A 20,881-nucleotide genomic window follows, 5' to 3' on the forward strand; every position below is an offset into this window, starting at 1 on the left:
CGCCGCGGCCCGAGCCCAGGTCTCGGCAGTCGGCGCAGCGATTGGTGCGGCACAGGCCCAAGTCGCGATGTTGGCCAGTGAAATCGACGACAGCAGCCTGCGGGCGCCCATCGAAGGAGTGATCCAGTTGCGCATGGCCGAACCCGGCGAAGTGCTCGGTGCAGGCGGACGGGTTTTGTTGCTGATCGACCCCAACGACCAATACATGAACCTCTACCTCCCGGCCTCCGTCACCGGGCGCGTAGCCGTTGGCGATGAAGCACGTATCCTGCTCGATGCCCTGCCCGACAAGCCATTACCCGCCAAAATCACTTTCGTCGCCGGCAAGTCGCAATTCACGCCGAAAGAAGTCGAGACCCGCGATGAGCGGCAGAAACTGGTGTTCCGCGTCAAACTGCGCCTGACCGACCCCAGCGCTCTGCCCCAGGCAAAACCGGGCATGCCTGGCGCCGGTTACGTGCGCACCGCGCCTGTTAGCTGGCCGGCCAATCTGCAATGACTGGCCTGGCGCTGCAAGCCACCGGCGTCAATCACCGTTACGGAAAACAACAGGCCCTGGCCGACATCACTTTCAGCCTTCCCGCCGGCACCCGTTGCGGATTGATTGGCCCGGACGGCGCCGGCAAGTCGAGCTTGCTGGGGCTGATCGCCGGGGTGAAAAGCCTGCAACAAGGTCAACTGGACGTGTTGGGCGGCTCAATCCAGGATCGCCGCCATCGCAACAGCCTCTACCCGCGTATCGCCTTCATGCCTCAGGGTTTGGGCGGCAACCTGTATCCCGAGTTGTCGATCAGCGAGAACATCCACTTTTTCGCCACCCTGTTCGGCCTGTCGAAAGCCGAGTGCGATCAGCGCATGCACAGCCTGCTACTGGCCACCGATCTGCTGCACTTCGCCGATCGCCCGGCCGGCAAGCTTTCGGGCGGCATGAAGCAGAAGCTCGGGCTTTGCTGTGCGCTGATCCATGAGCCTGACCTGCTGATCCTCGATGAGCCGACCACCGGCGTCGATCCGTTGTCCCGGCGGCGCTTCTGGGAACTGGTGGACGATGTGCGCCGCCAGCGCCCGCAACTGACGCTGCTGGTTGCCACGGCATACATGGAAGAAGCCGAGCAGTTCGAACATTGTCTGATGCTCGACGGTGGCAAACTAATCGCCACAGGCCTGAGCAGCGAACTGGCCGCGGTGACCCCCAGCGCTAAACTCGACGAAGCTTTTACCCATTTCCAGGGCGACAGCGGACACGACAACCAAGCCTTGGTGATCCCGCCGCGAACCGGCGCCAATACCGACATCGCCATCGAAGCCCACGACCTTACACTCCGCTTCGGCGACTTCACGGCAGTGGATAAGGTCAGCTTCGCCATCGGTCGCGGGGAAATTTTCGGCTTTCTCGGCTCCAACGGCTGCGGCAAGACCACCACCATGAAAGTCCTCACCGGACTGATACCGGCCAGCGAAGGTTCCGCCACGCTGCTCGGCAAACCGGTGAACGCCAAGGACCTGACCACCCGCAAACGGGTCGGTTTCATGTCGCAGAGCTTCTCGCTGTATGGCGAGTTGAGCGTGCGGCAAAACCTGGATTTGCACGCGCGACTGTTCGATTTGCCCAAGGCCCACAGTGACCAGCGCATCGATGAACTGATCCAGCGCTTCAACCTGGTCAACGTTGCCGATCAACAGGCCGGCGGCCTGCCCTTGGGTTTGCGTCAACGCCTATCCTTGGCAGTCGCGGTGCTGCATCGCCCGGAAGTGCTGATCCTCGATGAACCGACCTCCGGCGTCGACCCCGCCGCGCGGGATGACTTCTGGCGATTGCTGATCGAGTTGTCCCGCGAGCAAGGCGTGACGATTTTTCTCTCCACCCACTTCATGAACGAGGCCCAGCGCTGCGACCGCATCTCGCTGATGCACGCCGGCAAGGTGCTGGCCTGTGATACCCCGGCGGCGCTGCAAGAGCAGTTCAAGGGTGAGACTCTGGAGGCGGCGTTTGTTATCTGCCTGGAGCAAGCCCAGGCCCCGGCAGAAACGCCCACGCCCACGCCCGCAGCGTCCGCCGGCGCACTTGTCACGCCCGCCGCGCCGATGAAGGAACGTGGTTTCAGTGTCGGGCGCCTGATGGCGGTGGCCAGTCGCGAAGGCAAGGAACTGCTACGCGATAAAGTGCGAATGGCCTTCGCCCTGCTGGGGGCCATTTTCATGATGGTGATCTTCGGCTACGGGATTTCCCTCGACGTGGAAAAACTGGCCTTCGCCGTGTTCGATCAAGACCAGACGCCGCAAAGTCGCACCTACCTGGAGGCGTTCCGCAGCTCACGCTACTTCGCCGAACAGGCTCCGATTCGCGACAGCAAAGAACTGCACCGACGGCTGCAACGCTCGGAAATCAAACTGGCGCTGGAGATTCCACCAGGCTTTGGCCGCGACTTGTACGCCGGACTCCAACCGACCGTGGCTGCGTGGCTGGATGGCGGCATGCCGTTTCGCGCCGAGACCAGCCGCAACTATGTGGAAGCGGTGCACCAAGCGAACATCGAGCAGTTAGCCGAGCAAAGCAGCCCTGCGCTGAACCGGCCGCCAGCGGCGAAACTGGAAACCCGTTTCCGCTACAACCAGGACGTGGTCAGCGTTAACGCCATCGGCCCTGGGGTGATGGCGCTGATCCTCGCCTTCATCCCGGCGATGCTCACCGCGCTGGGGATCGTGCGTGAGAAAGAGTTGGGCTCGATCACCAATTTCTACGCCACACCGTTAACCCGGCTGGAATTCCTGTTGGGCAAACAGGCGCCGTATCTGGCGATTAGCCTGGTCAATCTGGCGGTGCTGGTGGCGATGAACCGTTGGCTGTTTGGCGTACCGTTCAAGGGCAGCGGCGTGACCCTGGCCTTCGGCGGTTTGCTCTACGTGCTGGCCACCACCAGCATGGGCTTGTTGATTTCGGCGTTCACCCGCACCCAGATCGCCGCGATCCTCGGCACCATGATCATCACCAGCCTGCCGACCATCCAGTTTTCCGGGCTGATAGTACCGCGCTCATCCCTCGAAGGCGCAGCGGCCGTGATGGGCATGCTGTTCCCGGCTGGTTACTTCCTCGACATCGCCGTTGGCACCTTCACCAAAGCGCTGGACCTGCGACAGTTATGGCCACAATGCCTGGCGCTGTTCGGGTTCTTTCTCGGGTTCACCGGGCTCAGCCTGGTCATGCTGAAAAAGCAGGAGGCCTGATGCATAAGCTTGCGCATATTTTGCGGCTGGGCCTAAAGGAACTGACCAGCCTGCGCCACGACAGTGTGTTACTGCTGTTTCTGTTCTACGCCTTTACCGTGGCGATCTACATGCCCGCCGCCGGCTCCGTTATCGGCGTGCACAACGCCAGCGTGGCCATCGTCGATGAAGATCACAGCCAACTCTCGCGGGAGCTGACCCAGGCCCTGCAACCCCCAGAGTTCCAGCGCCCGGTATTGTTGCCTTACGGGCAACTCGATCAGGTCATGGACAGCGGCCAGTACACGTTCGTGATCAACGTGCCAGCGAATTTCCAGACAGATCTGCTGGCCGGTCGCCAACCGGCGGTGCAGGTCAACGTCGATGCCACGGCAATGAGCCAGGCATTCATGGGCGCGGGCTACATCGGACGGATATTCCAGCGCGAACTGCTGACCTACAGCGGCCAGACCGATCCAGCCAGCAAGGCGCCAGCGCTGCTGACCACTCGCTCGCTGTTCAATACCAATCTGGAAGGAGGCTGGTTCCTGGCGGTGATTCAGATCGTCAACAACATCACCATCCTCGCCATCATCCTCACCGGTACGGCGCTGCTGCGGGAACGGGAACACGGCACCCTCGACCATCTCTTGGTGCTACCACTGACCGCGCTGGAAATCATGTTGGCGAAAATCTGGAGCAACATGCTGGTGGTGGTGCTTTGCACCTGGATCTCGCTGGAAGTCATCGTCAAAGGTGCACTGGGCGTGCCGTTGGCGGGATCGATGACGTTGTTTTTGCTGGTGACTGCGGTGTATCTGTTCGCCAGTACGGCGCTGGGGATTTTTCTCGCGACGCTGGCCCGCTCGACGCCGCAGTTCGGTCTGTTAGCGATTCCGGTGATCATCCCGATGTTGCTGCTGTCCGGCGGCAGCACGCCACTGGATAGCATGCCGCAATGGCTGCAATGGGTCATGCAGGGCTCACCGTCGACACATTTTGTCAGCCTGAGCGCCGCGATTCTGTTTCGCGACGCCGGGCTGAGCGTTGTCTGGCCGGACTTGCTCGCGCTGACCGCCATTGGGCTGGTGTTCTTTGCGATAGCGCTGATGCGGTTTCGCAAGAGCCTGGCGTCCTGATGGAGCGAGCTTGCTACGAGCGGCGTTCCGACGATGAGGCCAGCCCGGACAACAATGACTTACTGAATGATGAGGTTGTTGAACAACAAATCCTCGACCACCGGCTTGCCGGTCTCGTCATTCATGATTTGCTGGGTCTGTCTCAAGGCTTCCTGACGAAGCTTTTCCTTGGCATCCACATTGTTCATCGCCTCAGTCGTTTGCTGGGCAAACAACGCCACCAGTTGATTACGAATCAACGGTTCATTGGCCTTGACCAGCTTGGTCGCCTCATCACCGGTCACGCGTAACGCTACATCAGCCTTGTAAACCTTGAGCTTCGGCGTCCCGTCCAACCCATAATTGCCCACGAACGGCGGGCTGAGGGTGATGTAGTTAACCTTCGGCGCTGCCTCTTCCTTGGCTTCTTCGGCAATGGCTGCAACAGGCAGCGACAAGGCCAACATCAACATGATCCACGCTTTCACAATTCGCTCCTTATCCGGTTTGCGGCCTAGCATAACGACCCCCTCCTCAAGCACAAGCTTATGGCTGACTATCAGGGTCGGGCATGCTCGTTGACCCATCGACTCACACACCTACACTTATCGGCCATCACTCCCAAAGGAATAGCCCTGATGAAAGCCGTGCTGTGCAAAGCCTTCGGCCCTGCCGAATCGCTGGTGCTGGAAGACGTCGCCAGTCCTGTCGCGAAGAAGAATGAAATCCTGCTGGATGTACATGCCGCCGGGGTGAATTTTCCCGACACGCTGATCATTGAGGGCAAATACCAGTTCAAGCCGCCCTTCCCGTTTTCCCCGGGCGGTGAAGCAGCGGGTGTGGTCAGCGCGGTGGGCGAAAAGGTCAGCCATCTGAAAGTTGGTGACCGGGTCATGGCCCTGACGGGCTGGGGCAGCTTCGCCGAACAGGTGGCCGTTCCCGGCTACAACGTGCTACCGATTCCACCGTCCATGGACTTCAACACCGCCGCCGCCTTCAGCATGACCTACGGCACGTCGATGCATGCGCTCAAACAACGAGGCAACCTGCAACCGGGTGAAACCCTGTTGGTGCTAGGCGCATCCGGCGGTGTCGGGCTGGCCGCTGTGGAAATCGGTAAAGCCATGGGCGCTCGTGTGATTGCCGCCGCCAGCAGCGCGGAGAAACTGGCCGTGGCCAAGGCGGCCGGTGCCGATGAACTGATCAATTACAGTGAAACCAGCCTCAAGGACGAAATCAAGCGCCTGACCGATGGCCAGGGCGCCGACGTGATCTACGACCCGGTCGGCGGCGACCTGTTCGACCAGGCTGTGCGCGCCATCGCCTGGAACGGCCGTCTGCTGGTAGTCGGCTTCGCCAGCGGACGCATTCCGGAATTGCCTGTGAATCTGGCATTGCTCAAGGGCGCTGCGGTCGTCGGCGTATTCTGGGGTTCGTTCGCGCAACGTCAGCCACAGGACAACGCGGCGAACTTCCAGCAGTTGTTCGGCTGGTTCGCGGAAGGCAAGTTAAAGCCGTTGGTGTCGCAGGTTTACCCACTGAGCAATGCCGCGCAGGCAATCAATGATCTCGGCCAGCGCAAGGCCGTCGGGAAAGTGGTGGTGCAGGTTCGCTGAGTGACTCGAAGGCGGTGATCCGGGCTGCAGCAACGCTGTCCAGATCACGCCTTCGACGTGATTAAAGCAACTGTCGAATCTCCTCCGGCAGCAAACTCATGTACTTGCGCACAGGGCTCGCCCTGCATTGCTGGACAATCGTCGGCACACGCTTGTTCAGCTTTGCGATCCATTCCAGCCGTTGTTCCTTCGGCAACTGGGTGGTGTGAAAGACGTTCGACAGATATGCGCGGGTGTAATGAAACGGTCTGGCATCAATCCAGGCGTACTCCGGTACATGGAGCAACTCTTCGTTAATGTCACGGCACTTCAGTCCTTTGATCCACTGATTGGTATGAATGGGCGAAGTCAGATCCAGTCGGAATACCAGCGGCGCGACCACTTCCAACTCAGATGGTCGATCGTCTTTGACAACCCACGGTTTGAACCGCCACTTCTCAATCGTCACTCTAGAAGCTTCAGCCAGGTCCGGGTGGTCGGACTCCAGAATCTTCACCCGGTTAACCGAACCATCGGCATTGACATAGAAGCTGACCCGAACATCACCGGTGAACCCGGCCCGCTGGAGGTTCCTGGGGTACGTCGGCCGGGGATTATCCTCCGGTATCAGAAGCACTTCCTGCGCCTTGACCTCTACTGCCAACACCAGCAAAAGCAAAATGGCTAACCGCCGCATACCGCTCTCCTCCATGAACAAAACTCCAAAACTGCTTCCTGCAAAGGTTACGGCTCAACGCCCTGAAACAGAACGTCACGACTTCCTGTTTGAACGAAGGATCCTTCCGAGAACCTTCCGTTAAAACGAGAAGATGCAGCGCTGAATGACGCGAAGGTAACGTTTCCCACAACGTCCTGCACTTACGTCTGAGCGACATGTTCGTAAAAGAACATGCGATCTTCAATATTTCCGCTGTTTGACCTATGCGAACCGGTGCTATTTTCGGTAACGAAACTGTAACATTCGCATCCGCAGTCAAAACAAGAAAACTGGAGCTCTTGAATGTTTGCTTTCTTTCGTCCTGCCGCACATCAGGCTCCATTGCCTGACGAAAAAATAGACAGCACCTACCGACGTCATCGCTGGCAAATTTTTGCCGGGATTTTCATCGGCTATGCAGGTTATTACCTGCTGCGTAAAAACTTCTCCCTGGCCATGCCCTATCTCATCGAAGAGGGTTACACCCGCGGTGAATTGGGTCTGGCGTTGTCGGCCATTGCCATCGCTTACGGCTTGTCCAAGTTCCTGATGGGCATCGTTTCCGACCGCTCCAACCCGCGCTTTTTCCTGCCGTTCGGCCTGCTGGTGTCGGCGGGGGTCATGTTCATTTTCGGTTTCGCTCCGTGGGCGACGTCGAGCGTGACCATCATGTTCATCCTGCTCTTCATCAATGGATGGGCGCAGGGCATGGGCTGGCCGCCAAGCGGACGAACCATGGTTCATTGGTGGTCGCAGAAGGAACGCGGTGGCGTGGTGTCACTGTGGAACGTGGCGCATAACGTTGGCGGAGGCCTGATTGGCCCGCTGTTCCTGCTCGGCATGGGCCTGTTCAATGACTGGCACGCTGCATTCTATGTGCCCGCCGCGGTCGCATTGGCGGTAGCGGTATTTGCCTTCGCTACGATGCGCGATACCCCGCAATCGGTCGGCCTGCCGCCCATTGAGAAGTACAAGAACGATTACCCGGAAGGCTACGATGCCAGCCACGAAGAAGAATTCAGCGCCAAGGAAATCTTCGTCAAGTACGTGCTGCGTAACAAAATGCTCTGGTACATCGCCTTGGCCAACGTTTTTGTTTACCTGTTGCGCTACGGCGTACTGGACTGGGCGCCGACCTATCTGAAGGAAGCCAAGGGCTTCTCCGTGGATAAAACCTCCTGGGCCTATTTCTTCTACGAGTGGGCCGGTATTCCGGGCACGCTGCTGTGCGGCTGGATGTCGGACAAGATCTTCCGTGGCAACCGTGGCCTGACCGGCATGGTGTTCATGGCCCTGGTGACCGTGGCGACACTGGTGTACTGGCTGAATCCGGCCGGCAACCCGACGGTGGATATGATCGCATTGGTTTCGATTGGCTTCCTGATCTACGGCCCGGTCATGCTGATCGGTTTGCAGGCACTGGAACTCGCGCCGAAAAAAGCGGCGGGGACTGCGGCAGGTTTCACGGGGCTGTTCGGCTATCTGGGCGGTTCGGTCGCGGCCAGTGCAGCGATGGGCTACACCGTGGACCACTTCGGTTGGGATGGCGGCTTCGTGCTGCTGATCGGCTCGTGTCTGCTGGCAATGGCGTTCCTCGCCCCCACGCTGTGGCACAAACAAGTGGCCAGTCAGGGCCGTGAAGCGGTTGCCTGATCGCCCGATGACCTGCAGCGCTTGAGCCGCGCCTCCAGATTTCGGTCTGGCATGGCGTGGCTGCGCAGGGCGTGTGCGGTTTGCTCGACATAATCGCGAGTCGTGCCGTATCGCCCGCAAGCGCTTTCGAACACCTGGCTCAGCACATGATCCGGCAAGTTGCCGGCGTAGCTGGGCAGGTGTCGCTCCAACACAAAGCCCAATGCCTGAACCTGGCTGCCGTCTTCGAGACGGCAGTTGAGCCAGTGCGGGCGATAGGACGGGAATGGCATTTCGCGTTGCCACAGGGCGTATAGCGAGGCATCAAGTTGCTCTTCGGGCAAGCGATAGGCAAAACCGCTGCAAGAGCCGCCACGATCCAGACCAAAGACCAGACCCGGCACTTCCGGTGTGCCGCGATGTTCGTGGGACCACAGGTACAGGCCGCGGTGATAGCCATGCACTCGGCCGCGCACACGTTCAACGGCCGGGCATTCAGGGCGCCAGATCAACGAACCATAAGCGAACAACCAGACCGGCCCACCTTTGTGGCGCGCCATGGTCGACTGCATCGAGCTAAGCAATTGTTCGTGAGTGAGCTGCGGCCCCAGATCGAGCCGCGGAGGGTAAGCCAGATTCAAAAAAGCAGATTCAATGGCGCTCATGGCGATTAGCGTTCAGCTCCCCGCGAGTGAAGAATTACTTAATAGAACGCACCGCTGTAACAATAAGGCACATATGTTTCAAGGCAATTTAAGTGCCATGGCACAGTTCTTTAAAAGTTGCCTTTGAGAGATATAACCTACCGGTATTTATAAGATTCTATAAATACCGATCGGCTATATGGGGAGTTATAACGAATAGAGCGAGGATCAAGATCGTGGATCAAGATCGCGGATCAAGATCGCGGCGCGTACGCAAATACGTCGGCACGCATCTGATGAGCATCCATACCCGCTTCGACCAGCGCATCCAGCGTGCCATAGACCATCGCCGGAGAGCCGCTCGCGTACACATGAAGTGGCTTCAGGTCCTGAAAGTCCTCGCATACCGCCTCATGCAGCATGCCGCAACGCCCTTCCCAGCCACATTGATCGCTGACGACTTTATGCAAAAACAGGTTAGGCAGCTTCCGCCATTCATCCCAATGCTCGATTTCATAGAAATCTTCAGGACGACGCACACCCCAATACAGATGGACCGGATGTTTGAAACCCGCAGCCCGGCAATGCTCGATCAGGCTATGGATCTGACCCATGCCCGTGCCAGCGGCAATCAGCACCAGTGGACCGTCCGGCAATTCCGCCAGATGGGTATCGCCGAACGGCATCTCGATGCGCACTAACGGGTTGCGTTGCAGCTGTTCGATCAGGCTGAGCGCACTACTTTCGCGCGCCAGCACATGGATTTGCAGGTCTCGTCCCGCGTGGGGTGCCGAGGCCAGGGAAAATGCGGATTTTTCGCCGTTCTCGCGCTCGATCATCAAATACTGACCGGCATGATAGCGAGGTGGTTTACCAGCGGGCGCTCGCAGGCTGACTCGCCAGGTGTCACCGCCGACGTCCCTGCATTCAATGACCTGACACGCCAAACTGCGCACCGGCAATTCTCCCAGCGCGAGCACGCCATCCCACAGCACGATGCAGTCTTCCAGCGGCTCTGCTATGCAAGTGTAGAACTCGCCGTGGTCGCGCACATTGCCGGCCTGCTCGACCCGACCTTCCACCAACAGTGCAGCGCACACATGGCAATTGCCGTTGCGGCAGCTCTGCGGGCACTCATAGCCCAGGCGCCGCGCTCCATCAAGAATCCGCTCGCCGGGCAGAATCTCAAGCACTGCTCCGGAAGGCTGCAAGGTTACACGCATCAATCTATTCCTAACTGATTCCAGATGGCATCGATCCGTTGGGTCACGGCTTCGTCCTTGACGATGACCCGGCCCCACTCGCGGGTGGTTTCGCCCGGCCATTTATGCGTGGCATCGAGCCCCATCTTCGATCCCAGGCCGGATACCGGCGAGGCGAAGTCGAGGTAGTCGATCGGCGTGTTATCGATCATCACCGTGTCGCGCTTGGGGTCCATGCGCGTGGTGATGGCCCAGATCACGTCGTTCCAGTCACGTGCGTTGATATCGTCGTCACAGACGATAACGAACTTGGTGTACATAAACTGTCGCAAAAACGACCAGACACCCAGCATTACCCGCTTCGCATGGCCGGGATAGGACTTCTTCATGGTCACAATGGCCATGCGGTACGAGCAGCCTTCAGGCGGCAGGTAGAAGTCGGTGATCTCCGGGAACTGCTTCTGCAGGATCGGCACGAACACTTCGTTCAGGGCGACACCCAGAATCGCCGGCTCATCCGGCGGACGACCGGTGTAGGTGCTGTGGTAGATCGGTTTGATCCGGTGGGTGATGCGCTCGACGGTGAACACCGGGAAGCTGTCGACTTCGTTGTAGTAACCGGTGTGGTCGCCATACGGACCTTCGTCGGCCATTTCACCCGGATGAATCACGCCTTCAAGAATGATCTCGGCGGTGGCCGGTACTTGCAGATCGTTGCCCCGGCATTTCACCAGTTCGGTGCGGTTGCCCCGCAGCAGACCGGCGAAGGCGTATTCGGAGAGGCTGTCAGGGACAGGCGTCACGGCACCGAGGATGGTTGCCGGATCAGCGCCCAGGGCCACAGACACCGGGAACGGCTGACCAGGATGCTTCTCGCACCACTCACGATAATCCAGCGCGCCGCCACGGTGGCTCAACCAGCGCATGATGACCTTGTTGCGGCCGATCACTTGCTGACGGTAGATACCCAGGTTCTGGCGATCTTTGTTCGGACCTTTGGTAACCGTCAGGCCCCACGTGATCAGCGGACCGACGTCGCCGGGCCAGCAGGTCTGCACGGGCAGCATCGCAAGGTCGACGTCGTCGCCTTCGATGACCACTTCCTGGCACACCGCGTCTTTGACGACTTTGGGTGCCATGGCGATGATCTTGCGAAAAATCGGCAGTTTGGACCAGGCGTCTTTCAGGCCCTTCGGTGGCTCGGGTTCCTTGAGGAACGCCAGCAGCTTACCGATTTCGCGCAACTCGCTGACCGCTTCGGCGCCCATACCCAGCGCGACGCGCTCAGGTGTGCCGAACAGGTTACCGAGTACAGGAATGTCGTAGCCCGTCGGGTTTTCGAAAAGCAGGGCCGGGCCCTTGGCACGCAAGGTGCGATCGCACACTTCGGTCATTTCGAGTACTGGGGACACCGGAACCTGGATGCGCTTGAGTTCGCCGCGCTTTTCCAGACCGCTGATAAAGTCGCGCAAGTCGCGATACTGCATGCGTGAGCCTCGTATTGCCGTGGCGTTCGGGGTTGGCAGTTTAGCGCCGAACCCTTCTGTTCAGAACAACGAACTGCCGTTCATCAAAAATCAGATAGCAAAAAGCCGGGTTTCCCCGGCTTTTGCTGGTCTATCGACTTACTTGCGTTTCATCGACAGGAAGAACTCATCATTGGTCTTGGTCGTCTTCAACTTGTCGACCAGGAACTCGATGGCAGCGATTTCGTCCATCGGGTGCAGCAGCTTGCGCAGAATCCACATGCGTTGCAACTCGTCGTCGGCCGTCAGCAACTCTTCACGGCGGGTGCCGGAACGGTTGATGTTGATGGCCGGGAAAACGCGTTTTTCAGCGATACGACGGTCCAGAGGCAGTTCCATGTTGCCGGTGCCTTTGAATTCTTCGTAGATCACTTCGTCCATCTTCGAGCCGGTTTCAACCAGCGCCGTGGCGATGATGGTCAGCGAACCGCCTTCTTCGATGTTCCGCGCGGCACCGAAGAAACGTTTCGGTTTCTCCAGGGCGTGGGCATCGACACCACCGGTGAGTACCTTGCCGGAGCTCGGGATCACGGTGTTGTAGGCGCGAGCCAGACGGGTGATGGAGTCAAGCAGGATCACCACGTCTTTCTTGTGTTCGACCAGGCGCTTGGCCTTTTCGATCACCATTTCGGCAACCTGCACGTGGCGGGTTGGCGGCTCGTCGAACGTCGAGGCAACCACTTCGCCACGCACGGTGCGCTGCATTTCGGTTACTTCTTCCGGACGCTCATCGATCAGCAAAACGATCAGGTGAACTTCAGGGTTGTTACGAGCGATGTTCGCCGCGATGTTCTGCAGCATGATCGTCTTACCGGCTTTCGGCGGTGCAACGATCAGACCGCGCTGGCCTTTGCCGATCGGGGCGCACAGGTCGATCACACGACCGGTCAAATCTTCGGTGGAACCGTTGCCGGCTTCCATCTTCATGCGCACAGTCGGGAACAGCGGGGTCAGGTTCTCGAAGAGAATCTTGTTTTTCGCGTTCTCGGGACGATCGTAGTTGATCGTGTCGACCTTGAGCAGCGCGAAATAACGCTCGCCTTCCTTTGGAGGGCGGATCTTGCCAACGATGGTGTCACCGGTGCGCAAGTTGAAACGACGAATCTGGCTTGGCGAGACGTAGATATCGTCAGGGCCAGCGAGATAGGAAGCGTCAGCGGAGCGAAGGAAGCCGAAGCCGTCCTGGAGAATCTCCAGCACGCCATCACCGGAGATTTCCTCGCCGCTTTTAGCGTGCTTTTTGAGCAGGGAGAAAATCACGTCCTGCTTGCGCGAACGGGCCATATTTTCTATGCCCATCTGTTCGGCCAATTCGAGCAGTTCGGTAATCGGCTTTTGCTTGAGTTCAGTCAGATTCATATAGGAATGACGTAATCATTTATGGAGGGGGGAAATTAAGCTTTTGGCTTAATGAGGCCGCGCCGCAGAGAAGGCGACAGGATCGCGTACTTATTCGAAAAGGAGTGCGTCGGCGACGGCTAGCAGGGGGCAATGGAGAAACCAGTGCGGGGCCGAATGTACCACCTGAGTTTCGGAGCGTCTAGCCCTCAATAACGAAAAAGCCCCGCAATTAGCGGGGCCTTTTTTCGGACACTTTACATCGACACTTAGATGTTGGCGTCGAGGAAAGCAGCCAGTTGCGACTTCGACAGTGCGCCGACCTTGGTCGCTTCAACGTTTCCGTTCTTGAACAGCATCAGGGTCGGGATACCACGCACGCCGTGCTTGGCCGGAGTTTCCTGGTTCTCGTCGATGTTCAGCTTGGCAATAGTCAGCTTGCCTTTGTAGGTTTCTGCAATCTCGTCCAGAACAGGAGCGATCATTTTGCAAGGGCCGCACCATTCAGCCCAGTAGTCGACCAGTACAGCGCCTTCGGCCTTGAGTACATCGGCCTCGAAGCTAGCGTCGCTAACGTGTTTGATAAGATCGCTGCTCATGGAAGTCTCCAGGTTGTAAGCAAAAAAACGTGGCCCATCATAGCTGCCCTTCCCTCGTTCAGGAAGGTGCAGATGATTGAGTCTCGCTATGGTGCTGCATGAGTTTGGGTATAGCTCAAGTCAAGGAGTGACGGGGCCGGAGGAGAGAAATTCGGTGCGTAATCCGACATTGGGTGCTTTCAAGGCAGCCATCGCGAGCAGTCACCGGCTTTCCTGCGCCGGATCAATGCTTTGAACACTGCGCGTTGGCGGCAGCGTTTGATCGTGGCACGATGTCGAGGTTATCGACCGAGACCCCCTGACCATGCCGCAATCCCAAGCCAAGAATCTGTCCCTGATCGCCGCAATCGACCTGGGCTCTAACAGCTTTCACATGGTCGTGGCCAAAGCCCAGAACGGCGAAATCCGTATTCTCGAACGTCTCGGGGAGAAGGTTCAGCTGGCCGCCGGCATCGACGATGAACGCCAACTCAACGAAGAATCCATGCAACGCGGCCTGGACTGCCTGAAGCGCTTTGCCCAACTGATCAACGGTATGCCTTTGGGTGCCGTGCGAATCGTTGGCACCAACGCCCTGCGTGAAGCCCGCAACCGCGGCGAATTCATCCGCCGCGCCGAAGCCATTCTCGGACACCCCGTGGAAGTCATCTCCGGCCGCGAAGAAGCGCGCCTGATTTACCTCGGCGTTTCCCACACCCTCGCCGACACCCCGGGCAAACGTCTGGTGGCGGACATCGGCGGCGGCAGTACTGAATTCATCATCGGCCAGCGTTTCGAACCGCTGCTGCGCGAAAGCCTGCAAATGGGCTGCGTGAGCTTCACCCAGCGCTATTTCAAGGACGGCAAGATCACTCCGGCCCGCTACGCCCAGGCGTACACGGCGGCACGCCTGGAGATCATGAGCATCGAACACGCCCTGCACCGCCTGACCTGGGATGAAGCCATCGGCTCCTCGGGCACCATCCGCGCCATCGGCCTAGCGCTAAAGGCTGGCGGTCATGGTACCGGCGAGGTGAATGCCGAAGGCCTCGCCTGGCTCAAGCGCAAGCTGTTCAAACTGGGCGACGTCGAGAAAATCGATTTCGAAGGCATCAAGCCTGACCGTCGGGCGATTTTCCCGGCCGGCCTGGCGATTCTTGAAGCAATCTTCGATGCCCTCGAACTGCAGCGCATGGACCACTGTGAAGGCGCCCTTCGCGAAGGCGTGCTGTACGACCTGCTGGGCCGTCATCATCACGAAGACGTCCGCGAGCGCACTCTCAGCTCGTTGATGGAGCGTTATCACGTCGATCTGGAACAGGCTGCACGGGTTGAACGCAAAGCGCTGCACGCGTTCGATCAAGTTGCCGAAGATTGGGACCTGGACGAGGGTGTCTGGCGTGAATTGCTCGGCTGGGCAGCCAAGGTCCATGAAGTGGGCCTGGACATTGCTCACTATCATTACCACAAGCACGGCGCCTACCTGATCGAGCACTCCGACCTTGCCGGATTCTCCCGAGAAGACCAGCAAATGCTCGCTTTACTGGTGCGTGGTCATCGACGCAACATTCCAAAAGACAAGTTTGCCGAGTTTGGTGATGACGGCATCAAGCTGATTCGCCTGTGCGTTCTGTTGCGCTTTGCAATCCTGTTCCATCACATCCGCGGCACACAGGAAATGCCTCAGGTGATACTGCGCGCCAATCGCGACAGTCTGGATGTGTTGTTCCCGGCCAACTGGCTGGACGAAAACCAGCTGACCCAGGCTGATTTCGCGCTGGAAGCGGAATGGCTGACGCGGGTTGGTTTCGTGCTCAACGTCCGTTAAAGCTGTCGCGGTATTTGATGATTCGCACCCCCTGTAGGAGCTGCCGAAGGCTGCGATCTTTTGATTCTTAAAAGCAAGATCAAAAGATCGCAGCCTTCGGCAGCTCCTACAGGGGGTGGTTCAGGCAGATAAATAAAAATGGCGATCCGCAGGGATCGCCATTTTTTTGCTTCGACTAATGCTGCTTAACGCACTGCCAGAATCGGACTGCCCAACCGCTCCAGCAGCGTGGCCTGGGCACTGCGTGGGTTCTGGTTGCCGGTCGGCGTATTGCGGATGTAGCGACCGTCAGACTGCAGGCTCCAGCTGTGAGTGTTATCGGTGAGATAAAGCTCCAGCTCTTTCTTGACCCGCATGACCAGCTTCTTGCCCTCCACCGGGAAACAGGTCTCGACGCGCTTGTCGAGGTTGCGCTCCATCCAGTCGGCGCTGGACAGGAACATCTGTTCTTCGCCGCCATTGAGGAAGTAGAAGACCCGGGTGTGCTCCAGGAAGCGACCGATGATCGAGCGCACGTGAATGTTGTGCGAAACCCCGGCGATGCCAGGACGCAGGCAGCACATGCCGCGCACCACCAGATCGATACGCACCCCGGACTGGCTGGCCTTGTACAACGCGCGAATGATCTTCGGATCGGTCAGCGAGTTGAACTTGGCGATGATGTGCGCCGGTTTGCCGTCGAGGGCGAACTGGGTCTCCCGGGCAATCATGTCGAGCATGCCCTTCTTCAGCGTGAAGGGTGCGTGCAGCAGCTTCTTCATGCGCAGGGTTTTACCCATGCCGATCAACTGACTGAACAACTTGCCGACGTCTTCGCACAAGGCGTCGTCCGACGTCAGCAGGCTGTAGTCGGTGTACAGACGGGCGTTGGCCGCGTGGTAGTTACCGGTGCCCAAGTGCGCGTAACGCACGATCTCACCGGCTTCGCGGCGCAGGATCAGCATCATCTTGGCGTGCGTCTTGAAGCCGACCACTCCGTAGATCACTACTGCGCCGGCTGCCTGCAGACGGCTGGCGAGTTGCAGGTTGGACTCTTCATCGAACCGCGCACGCAATTCGATCACCGCGGTGACTTCCTTGCCGTTGCGCGCGGCATCGACCAGTGCATCGACAATTTCCGAGTTGGCGCCGGAGCGGTACAGCGTCTGACGGACTGCCAGTACATGCGGGTCCTTCGCGGCCTGACGCAGCAGGTCGACGACCGGCGTGAAGGACTCGAACGGGTGCAGCAGCAGGATGTCCTGCTTGCTGATCACGCTGAAGATGTTCTCGCTGTTCTGCAGCAGCTTCGGGATCTGCGGCGTGAACGGCATGTATTGCAGCTCGCGCTGACTGTCCAGACCGGTGATGCTGAACAGACGGGTCAGGTTCACCGGGCCGTTGACCTGATACAGCTCGGTTTCGTGCAGGTTGAACTGCTTGAGCAAGTAGTCGGACAGGTGTTTAGGGCAAGTGTCGGCCACTTCCAGACGCACCGCGTCACCGTAGCGACGGGAAAACAGCTCGCCGCGCAGGGCGCGTGCCAGGTCTTCCACGTCTTCGGTATCCACCGCGAGGTCGGCGTTTCGGGTCAGGCGGAACTGGTAGCAGCCCTTGACCTTCATGCCCTGGAACAGGTCATCGGCGTGCGCGTGGATCATTGACGACAGGAACACATAATTGTCGCCAGAGCCGCCCACTTCTTCCGGCAACTTGATAACGCGCGGGAGTAGACGCGGGGCCGGAATGATCGCCAGACCGGAATCGCGACCGAAAGCGTCGATGCCTTCGAGCTCGACGATGAAGTTCAGGCTCTTGTTCACCAACAGCGGGAACGGGTGCGTCGGGTCGAGGCCGATCGGGGTGATGATCGGCGCGATCTCGTCGCGGAAATAACGGCGCACCCAGGTTTTGATCTTGGTGGTCCAGTGACGCCGACGGATGAAGCGGACCTGATGCTTTTCCAGTTCCGGCAACAGAATGTCGTTGAGGATCGCGTACTGGCGGTCGACGTGGCCGTGTACCAGCTCACTGATGCGCGCCAGAGCCTGATGCGGTTGCAGGCCGTCGGCACCGGCTTGTTCACGGGCGAAGGTGATCTGCTTCTTCAGGCCGGCAACACGAATCTCGAAGAACTCGTCCAGGTTGCTGGAGAAGATCAGCAGGAACTTCAGCCGCTCCAGCAAGGGGTAGGACTCATCCAGCGCCTGCTCCAGCACCCGGATGTTGAACTGCAGTTGCGAGAGCTCGCGGTGGATGTACAGGCTGCTGTCATCCAGGCCGGGAATGGCAATCGCGGGCGCCGACGAAACGGGCTCGGCCACTACCGTGGGTGGAGCAGGCTCAAGTTCCGGTGGCGTTTCGGCGATTTGCTCCACCACGGGTTGAGCTTCTTTTACGGCAACTTCAGTGAGTCCTTCGGTATTCATGACCTTTTCCTGGAGGGCTATTGTTGCTCTCGTAGCAATTGAGCGGCACGGACGGCAAAGTAAGTCAGGATGCCATCGGCGCCTGCACGTTTAAAAGCGGTCAGGGATTCGAGGATAACCCCTTCGCTCAACCAGCCATTCTGGATTGCCGCCATGTGCATGGCGTATTCGCCGCTGACTTGGTAAACAAACGTCGGCACTTTGAATTCTTCTTTGACCCGGTAAAGGATGTCCAGGTACGGCATGCCTGGCTTGACCATGACCATGTCCGCGCCTTCTGACAAGTCTGCCGCCACTTCGTGCAGGGCTTCGTTGCTGTTCGCCGGGTCCATCTGATAGGAGGCCTTGTTGGCCTTGCCCAGGTTCAGCGCCGAACCTACCGCATCGCGGAACGGCCCGTAGTACGCACTGGCGTACTTCGCCGAGTAGGCCATGATCCGCACGTTGACGTGATCGGCCAGTTCCAGTGCTTCGCGGATCGCCTGGATCCGACCGTCCATCATGTCCGAGGGGGCCACCACCTGAGCGCCCGCTTCGGCGTGGGACAAGGCCTGCTTGACCAGCGCATCGACGGTGATGTCGTTCTGCACGTAGCCTTCTTCGTCGAGGATACCGTCCTGCCCGTGGGTGGTGAACGGGTCCAGGGCGACGTCGGTGATCACGCCAAGCTCCGGGAACTGCGCTCGCAGCGCTCGCGTGGCGCGCTGGGCAATACCGTTGGGGTTCCAGGCTTCGGCGGCGTCCAGGGACTTGAGTTCCGGCGGGGTCACCGGAAACAGTGCCAGCGCCGGAATGCCCAGTTCGACCCACTTCGCCGCTTCCTCCAGCAACAGGTCGATGGTCAGGCGTTCTACGCCCGGCATCGATGCCACCGCTTCACGACGGTTTTCACCGTCCAGCACAAACACCGGCAGGATCAGGTCATCGACGGTCAGAACGTTTTCACGGACCAGTCGACGCGAAAAATCATCACGACGGTTGCGACGCAGGCGGGTTGCAGGAAACAAACGATTGGCGGGGGTGAAACTCACGGCAGACTCCTGAGCCCGTGCTGACGGGCGAGCGTGACAGTTATAAGCGGGCATTATGACCGTCGTGTGACAGTTATGTGCACTCCCATATTCTGTAGCCAAATTCCATTGTCCTTGTAGGAAATGTTCACGTCGAGACACATTTGGACACTTTCATGAATGTGCACGAAGGGTTAGGCTGCGCGTTCATTTCGCCAGCACCCAGACAATGCTCCAGCAATTTCTTCAGGAATTCGGGTATTTCGCCCTCTTTCTCGGCACGTTCTTCGAAGGCGAAACCATTCTGGTGCTCGCAGGCTTCCTCGCGTTTCGCGGATACATGGACATCAAGATCGTCACCATCGTGGCGTTCTGTGGCAGTTACGCGGGTGACCAGCTGTGGTACTTCCTGGGTCGCAAGCACGGGCGCAAGTTGCTCGCGCGCAAGCCACGCTGGCAGTTGCTGGGTGATCGGGCACTGGAGCATATCCGCAAGCACCCCGACATCTGGGTCCTGAGTTTTCGGTTTGTCTACGGTTTGCGCACCGTCATGCCCGTGGCGATTGGCCTGTCGGGCTATCCGCCCGGACGCTATCTGTTGCTGAACGGCATAGGCGCGGCGATCTGGGCAAGCGCGCTGGCAGCGGCGGCTTATCACTTCGGCGCGGTGCTTGAAGGCATGCTCGGCAGCGTCAAGAAATACGAGCTATGGGTGCTCGGCGCCCTGCTGGTGCTGGGTGTCGGCCTGTGGCTGCGCCGGCGCTTCAAGAACGCTCGCCTGGCCAGGAAAGTCTACGCTGACGAGCAAGCCCTGAAGGCCGAACAGGCCAAAGCTGACGCGACTAAGACGCCAACCGAGTAACCCGGTCTCTGCAGCAGTAGAGGCCGATCCCGCTCAGCAGGCTGTAACTCAGCAACGCGATCCAGCCCACCGCACTGGCGGGCCACAGCCCGACCATCGGCGCCAGCCATACCAGCGGCACGTTCGAAGCCAGCCTCAGCAGCTCGAGCTTCACCGCCCACGGCCGATTCTCCAGGGCGACGCCCAACGTGAACAATCCCAACGCCACTGCGCCCCAGCCGAGCACCAGTGCGGCGCTCGACAGGCTTCGCTCCATATTCATCAAATAGCTGCCAAGCGCGATGTAGACGCAAAACTGCAGCGCCACATACACCTGCTGACGCCCGTCCAGAGGCACTTCAAACTTGCGGAACTGACTCAGGTCCGGCTTGCTCATCGGGTGGCTTGCCGCGACATCTGCCGGGCGCCATCCGGTGCGCATGAACCAGATGCGCAGCTTGTCCCGTCTGCTCTGCGTCCGTCGCGCGTCATCCCACAACTGCACGTAAAACTGCACGTTCGCCCACAGTGGGTTCCAGCTCGCGAGCGGTGTGGTCACGCCGAAGATAACCGGCTCGTTGTCGTCTTCTTCCTGGAACGAGCCAAACAGACGGTCCCAAATAATGAACACACCGCCATAGTTGCGATCCATGTAGAGAGCGTTCTGTGCATGGTGAGCCCGATGATTGGATGGCGTGACAAAAAACCACTCGTACCAGCCAAGTTTGGGAATGTGTCGGGTATGCACCCAGAATTGGTAAAGCAGGTTCAGCGCCGCGACGCTGATGAACACCAGCAGCGGTACACCCAGCACGGCCATGGGCAGGTAGAAAATCCAGCTCAGCAAGAAGCCGGTGCTGGTTTGGCGCAAAGCCGTGGAGAGGTTGTAGTCCTCGCTCTGGTGATGCACCGAATGCGCGGCCCAGAGAATGTTGCGTTCATGGCCCATACGATGCAGCCAGTAGTAGCAGAAATCGTAAAGGACAAAGGCAAACACCCAGACCCAGACGCTGTCGGCAGACAGCTCGAACAGCGCCAGATGCTTGAGCGCATAGGCATAGGTCAGCAACCCGACACCTTTGGTCAGCAGTCCCGTGGTGGTCGACAAGACACCGGTGCTGATGCTGTTGATCGCGTCGGCGATCCGGTAATTGCTCATCCCGCGCCAACGGTCAGCCAACAGCTCTACGGCGATCAGCACCAGGAAAAACGGAACGGCATACAGAATGAGGTCCATGA

At 59.0% G+C, this 20,881-nt stretch carries 17 protein-coding genes; 7 read left to right on the top strand and 10 right to left on the bottom strand.

Annotated features, from left to right (window positions below):
* The 3 genes from GBC55_RS01555 to GBC55_RS01565 form a co-directional block, all read left to right on the top strand.
* Positions 1–499, top strand: a 499-nt coding sequence (locus GBC55_RS01555) for an HlyD family efflux transporter periplasmic adaptor subunit (protein WP_247266848.1), incomplete at its 5' end; no start/stop codon positions are given.
* Positions 496–3,225 carry a ribosome-associated ATPase/putative transporter RbbA gene (gene rbbA, locus GBC55_RS01560; RefSeq protein WP_162440461.1) on the top strand — a complete coding sequence of 910 codons (2,730 nt, stop codon included), beginning with the start codon at positions 496–498 and terminating at the stop codon, positions 3,223–3,225. The genes GBC55_RS01555 and rbbA, both read left to right, overlap by 4 nt.
* Positions 3,225–4,343: an ABC transporter permease gene (locus GBC55_RS01565; protein WP_162440462.1), complete on the top strand. Its 1,119-nt coding sequence runs from the start codon at positions 3,225–3,227 to the stop codon at positions 4,341–4,343. Before rbbA ends, GBC55_RS01565 begins: the two co-directional genes overlap by 1 nt.
* Positions 4,344–4,402: 59 nt before the next feature.
* On the opposite strand, the gene GBC55_RS01570 is transcribed toward GBC55_RS01565, so the two are convergent.
* Positions 4,403–4,810 carry a flagellar basal body-associated protein FliL gene (locus GBC55_RS01570; RefSeq protein WP_162440463.1) on the bottom strand — a complete coding sequence of 136 codons (408 nt, stop codon included), beginning with the start codon at positions 4,808–4,810 and terminating at the stop codon, positions 4,403–4,405.
* Positions 4,811–4,960: 150 nt separating this feature from the next.
* Between GBC55_RS01570 and GBC55_RS01575 the strand changes: the two genes are divergently transcribed.
* Positions 4,961–5,938 (top strand): NADPH:quinone oxidoreductase family protein, encoded by a 978-nt coding sequence (locus tag GBC55_RS01575; RefSeq protein WP_162440464.1) that lies wholly within the window; start codon positions 4,961–4,963, stop codon positions 5,936–5,938.
* A gap of 61 nt (positions 5,939–5,999) precedes the next feature.
* On the opposite strand, the gene GBC55_RS01580 is transcribed toward GBC55_RS01575, so the two are convergent.
* Positions 6,000–6,614 (bottom strand): energy transducer TonB, encoded by a 615-nt coding sequence (locus tag GBC55_RS01580; protein WP_162440465.1) that lies wholly within the window; start codon positions 6,612–6,614, stop codon positions 6,000–6,002.
* A 324-nt stretch (positions 6,615–6,938) separates the two neighbouring features.
* On the opposite strand from GBC55_RS01580, the gene glpT reads away from it, so the two are divergent.
* The gene (gene glpT, locus GBC55_RS01585) at positions 6,939–8,288 is read left to right on the top strand and encodes a glycerol-3-phosphate transporter (RefSeq protein WP_162440466.1); all 1,350 of its coding nucleotides are present in this window, start codon (positions 6,939–6,941) and stop codon (positions 8,286–8,288) included.
* On the opposite strand, the gene GBC55_RS01590 is transcribed toward glpT, so the two are convergent.
* From GBC55_RS01590 to trxA, 5 genes are all read right to left on the bottom strand, one after another.
* Complete coding sequence (locus GBC55_RS01590; RefSeq protein WP_162440467.1) at positions 8,264–8,932, bottom strand: gamma-glutamylcyclotransferase; 669 nt, start codon at positions 8,930–8,932, stop codon at positions 8,264–8,266. The two genes, glpT and GBC55_RS01590, sit on opposite strands and share 25 nt — an antisense overlap.
* A 233-nt stretch (positions 8,933–9,165) precedes the next feature.
* Positions 9,166–10,134 carry a CDP-6-deoxy-delta-3,4-glucoseen reductase gene (locus tag GBC55_RS01595; RefSeq protein WP_162440468.1) on the bottom strand — a complete coding sequence of 323 codons (969 nt, stop codon included), beginning with the start codon at positions 10,132–10,134 and terminating at the stop codon, positions 9,166–9,168.
* Positions 10,134–11,600 carry a 4-hydroxy-3-polyprenylbenzoate decarboxylase gene (gene ubiD, locus GBC55_RS01600; RefSeq protein ID WP_162440469.1) on the bottom strand — a complete coding sequence of 489 codons (1,467 nt, stop codon included), beginning with the start codon at positions 11,598–11,600 and terminating at the stop codon, positions 10,134–10,136. Before ubiD ends, GBC55_RS01595 begins: the two co-directional genes overlap by 1 nt.
* Positions 11,601–11,738: 138 nt before the next feature.
* Entirely contained in the window at positions 11,739–12,998 is a 1,260-nt protein-coding gene (gene rho / locus GBC55_RS01605) for a transcription termination factor Rho (RefSeq protein WP_007942421.1), read from the bottom strand.
* A gap of 248 nt (positions 12,999–13,246) precedes the next feature.
* Positions 13,247–13,576 (bottom strand): thioredoxin TrxA, encoded by a 330-nt coding sequence (gene trxA / locus GBC55_RS01610; RefSeq protein ID WP_003177349.1) that lies wholly within the window; start codon positions 13,574–13,576, stop codon positions 13,247–13,249.
* Between the two features lie 304 nt (positions 13,577–13,880).
* On the opposite strand from trxA, the gene ppx reads away from it, so the two are divergent.
* A complete protein-coding gene (ppx, locus tag GBC55_RS01615) occupies positions 13,881–15,383 on the top strand; it encodes an exopolyphosphatase (RefSeq protein WP_162440470.1) in 1,503 nt (500 codons plus the stop codon).
* Between the two features lie 185 nt (positions 15,384–15,568).
* On the opposite strand, the gene ppk1 is transcribed toward ppx, so the two are convergent.
* Together ppk1 and hemB are read right to left on the bottom strand one after the other, a co-directional pair.
* Positions 15,569–17,791 carry a polyphosphate kinase 1 gene (gene ppk1, locus GBC55_RS01620; protein WP_162440471.1) on the bottom strand — a complete coding sequence of 741 codons (2,223 nt, stop codon included), beginning with the start codon at positions 17,789–17,791 and terminating at the stop codon, positions 15,569–15,571.
* A 17-nt stretch (positions 17,792–17,808) separates the two neighbouring features.
* The gene (hemB, locus tag GBC55_RS01625; protein WP_162440472.1) at positions 17,809–18,822 is read right to left on the bottom strand and encodes a porphobilinogen synthase; all 1,014 of its coding nucleotides are present in this window, start codon (positions 18,820–18,822) and stop codon (positions 17,809–17,811) included.
* Positions 18,823–19,030: 208 nt separating this feature from the next.
* On the opposite strand from hemB, the gene GBC55_RS01630 reads away from it, so the two are divergent.
* Positions 19,031–19,663, top strand: a complete 633-nt coding sequence (locus tag GBC55_RS01630) for a DedA family protein (protein WP_162440473.1) — start codon at positions 19,031–19,033, stop codon at positions 19,661–19,663.
* Here GBC55_RS01630 and GBC55_RS01635 read toward each other — a convergent pair.
* Positions 19,644–20,879, bottom strand: a complete 1,236-nt coding sequence (locus GBC55_RS01635) for a sterol desaturase family protein (protein ID WP_162440474.1) — start codon at positions 20,877–20,879, stop codon at positions 19,644–19,646. The two genes, GBC55_RS01630 and GBC55_RS01635, sit on opposite strands and share 20 nt — an antisense overlap.
* Between the last annotated feature and the right edge of the window lie 2 nt (positions 20,880–20,881).

The sequence above is a fragment of the Pseudomonas sp. TNT3 genome (assembly GCF_010095445.2).
GTDB lineage: Bacteria > Pseudomonadota > Gammaproteobacteria > Pseudomonadales > Pseudomonadaceae > Aquipseudomonas.

What these genes read in the sequence shown, in the direction of transcription:
- rbbA (WP_162440461.1), top strand. Translation starts at nt 496, where the DNA reads ATGACTGGCCTGGCGCTGCAAGCCACCGGCGTCAATCACCGTTACGGA.
- GBC55_RS01565 (WP_162440462.1), top strand. Translation starts at nt 3,225, where the DNA reads ATGCATAAGCTTGCGCATATTTTGCGGCTGGGCCTAAAGGAACTGACC.
- GBC55_RS01575 (WP_162440464.1), top strand. Translation starts at nt 4,961, where the DNA reads ATGAAAGCCGTGCTGTGCAAAGCCTTCGGCCCTGCCGAATCGCTGGTG.
- GBC55_RS01580 (WP_162440465.1), bottom strand. Translation starts at nt 6,614, where the DNA reads ATGCGGCGGTTAGCCATTTTGCTTTTGCTGGTGTTGGCAGTAGAGGTC.
- glpT (WP_162440466.1), top strand. Translation starts at nt 6,939, where the DNA reads ATGTTTGCTTTCTTTCGTCCTGCCGCACATCAGGCTCCATTGCCTGAC.
- GBC55_RS01590 (WP_162440467.1), bottom strand. Translation starts at nt 8,932, where the DNA reads ATGAGCGCCATTGAATCTGCTTTTTTGAATCTGGCTTACCCTCCGCGG.
- GBC55_RS01595 (WP_162440468.1), bottom strand. Translation starts at nt 10,134, where the DNA reads ATGCGTGTAACCTTGCAGCCTTCCGGAGCAGTGCTTGAGATTCTGCCC.
- ubiD (WP_162440469.1), bottom strand. Translation starts at nt 11,600, where the DNA reads ATGCAGTATCGCGACTTGCGCGACTTTATCAGCGGTCTGGAAAAGCGC.
- rho (WP_007942421.1), bottom strand. Translation starts at nt 12,998, where the DNA reads ATGAATCTGACTGAACTCAAGCAAAAGCCGATTACCGAACTGCTCGAA.
- trxA (WP_003177349.1), bottom strand. Translation starts at nt 13,576, where the DNA reads ATGAGCAGCGATCTTATCAAACACGTTAGCGACGCTAGCTTCGAGGCC.
- ppx (WP_162440470.1), top strand. Translation starts at nt 13,881, where the DNA reads ATGCCGCAATCCCAAGCCAAGAATCTGTCCCTGATCGCCGCAATCGAC.
- ppk1 (WP_162440471.1), bottom strand. Translation starts at nt 17,791, where the DNA reads ATGAATACCGAAGGACTCACTGAAGTTGCCGTAAAAGAAGCTCAACCC.
- GBC55_RS01630 (WP_162440473.1), top strand. Translation starts at nt 19,031, where the DNA reads ATGCTCCAGCAATTTCTTCAGGAATTCGGGTATTTCGCCCTCTTTCTC.
- GBC55_RS01635 (WP_162440474.1), bottom strand. Translation starts at nt 20,879, where the DNA reads ATGGACCTCATTCTGTATGCCGTTCCGTTTTTCCTGGTGCTGATCGCC.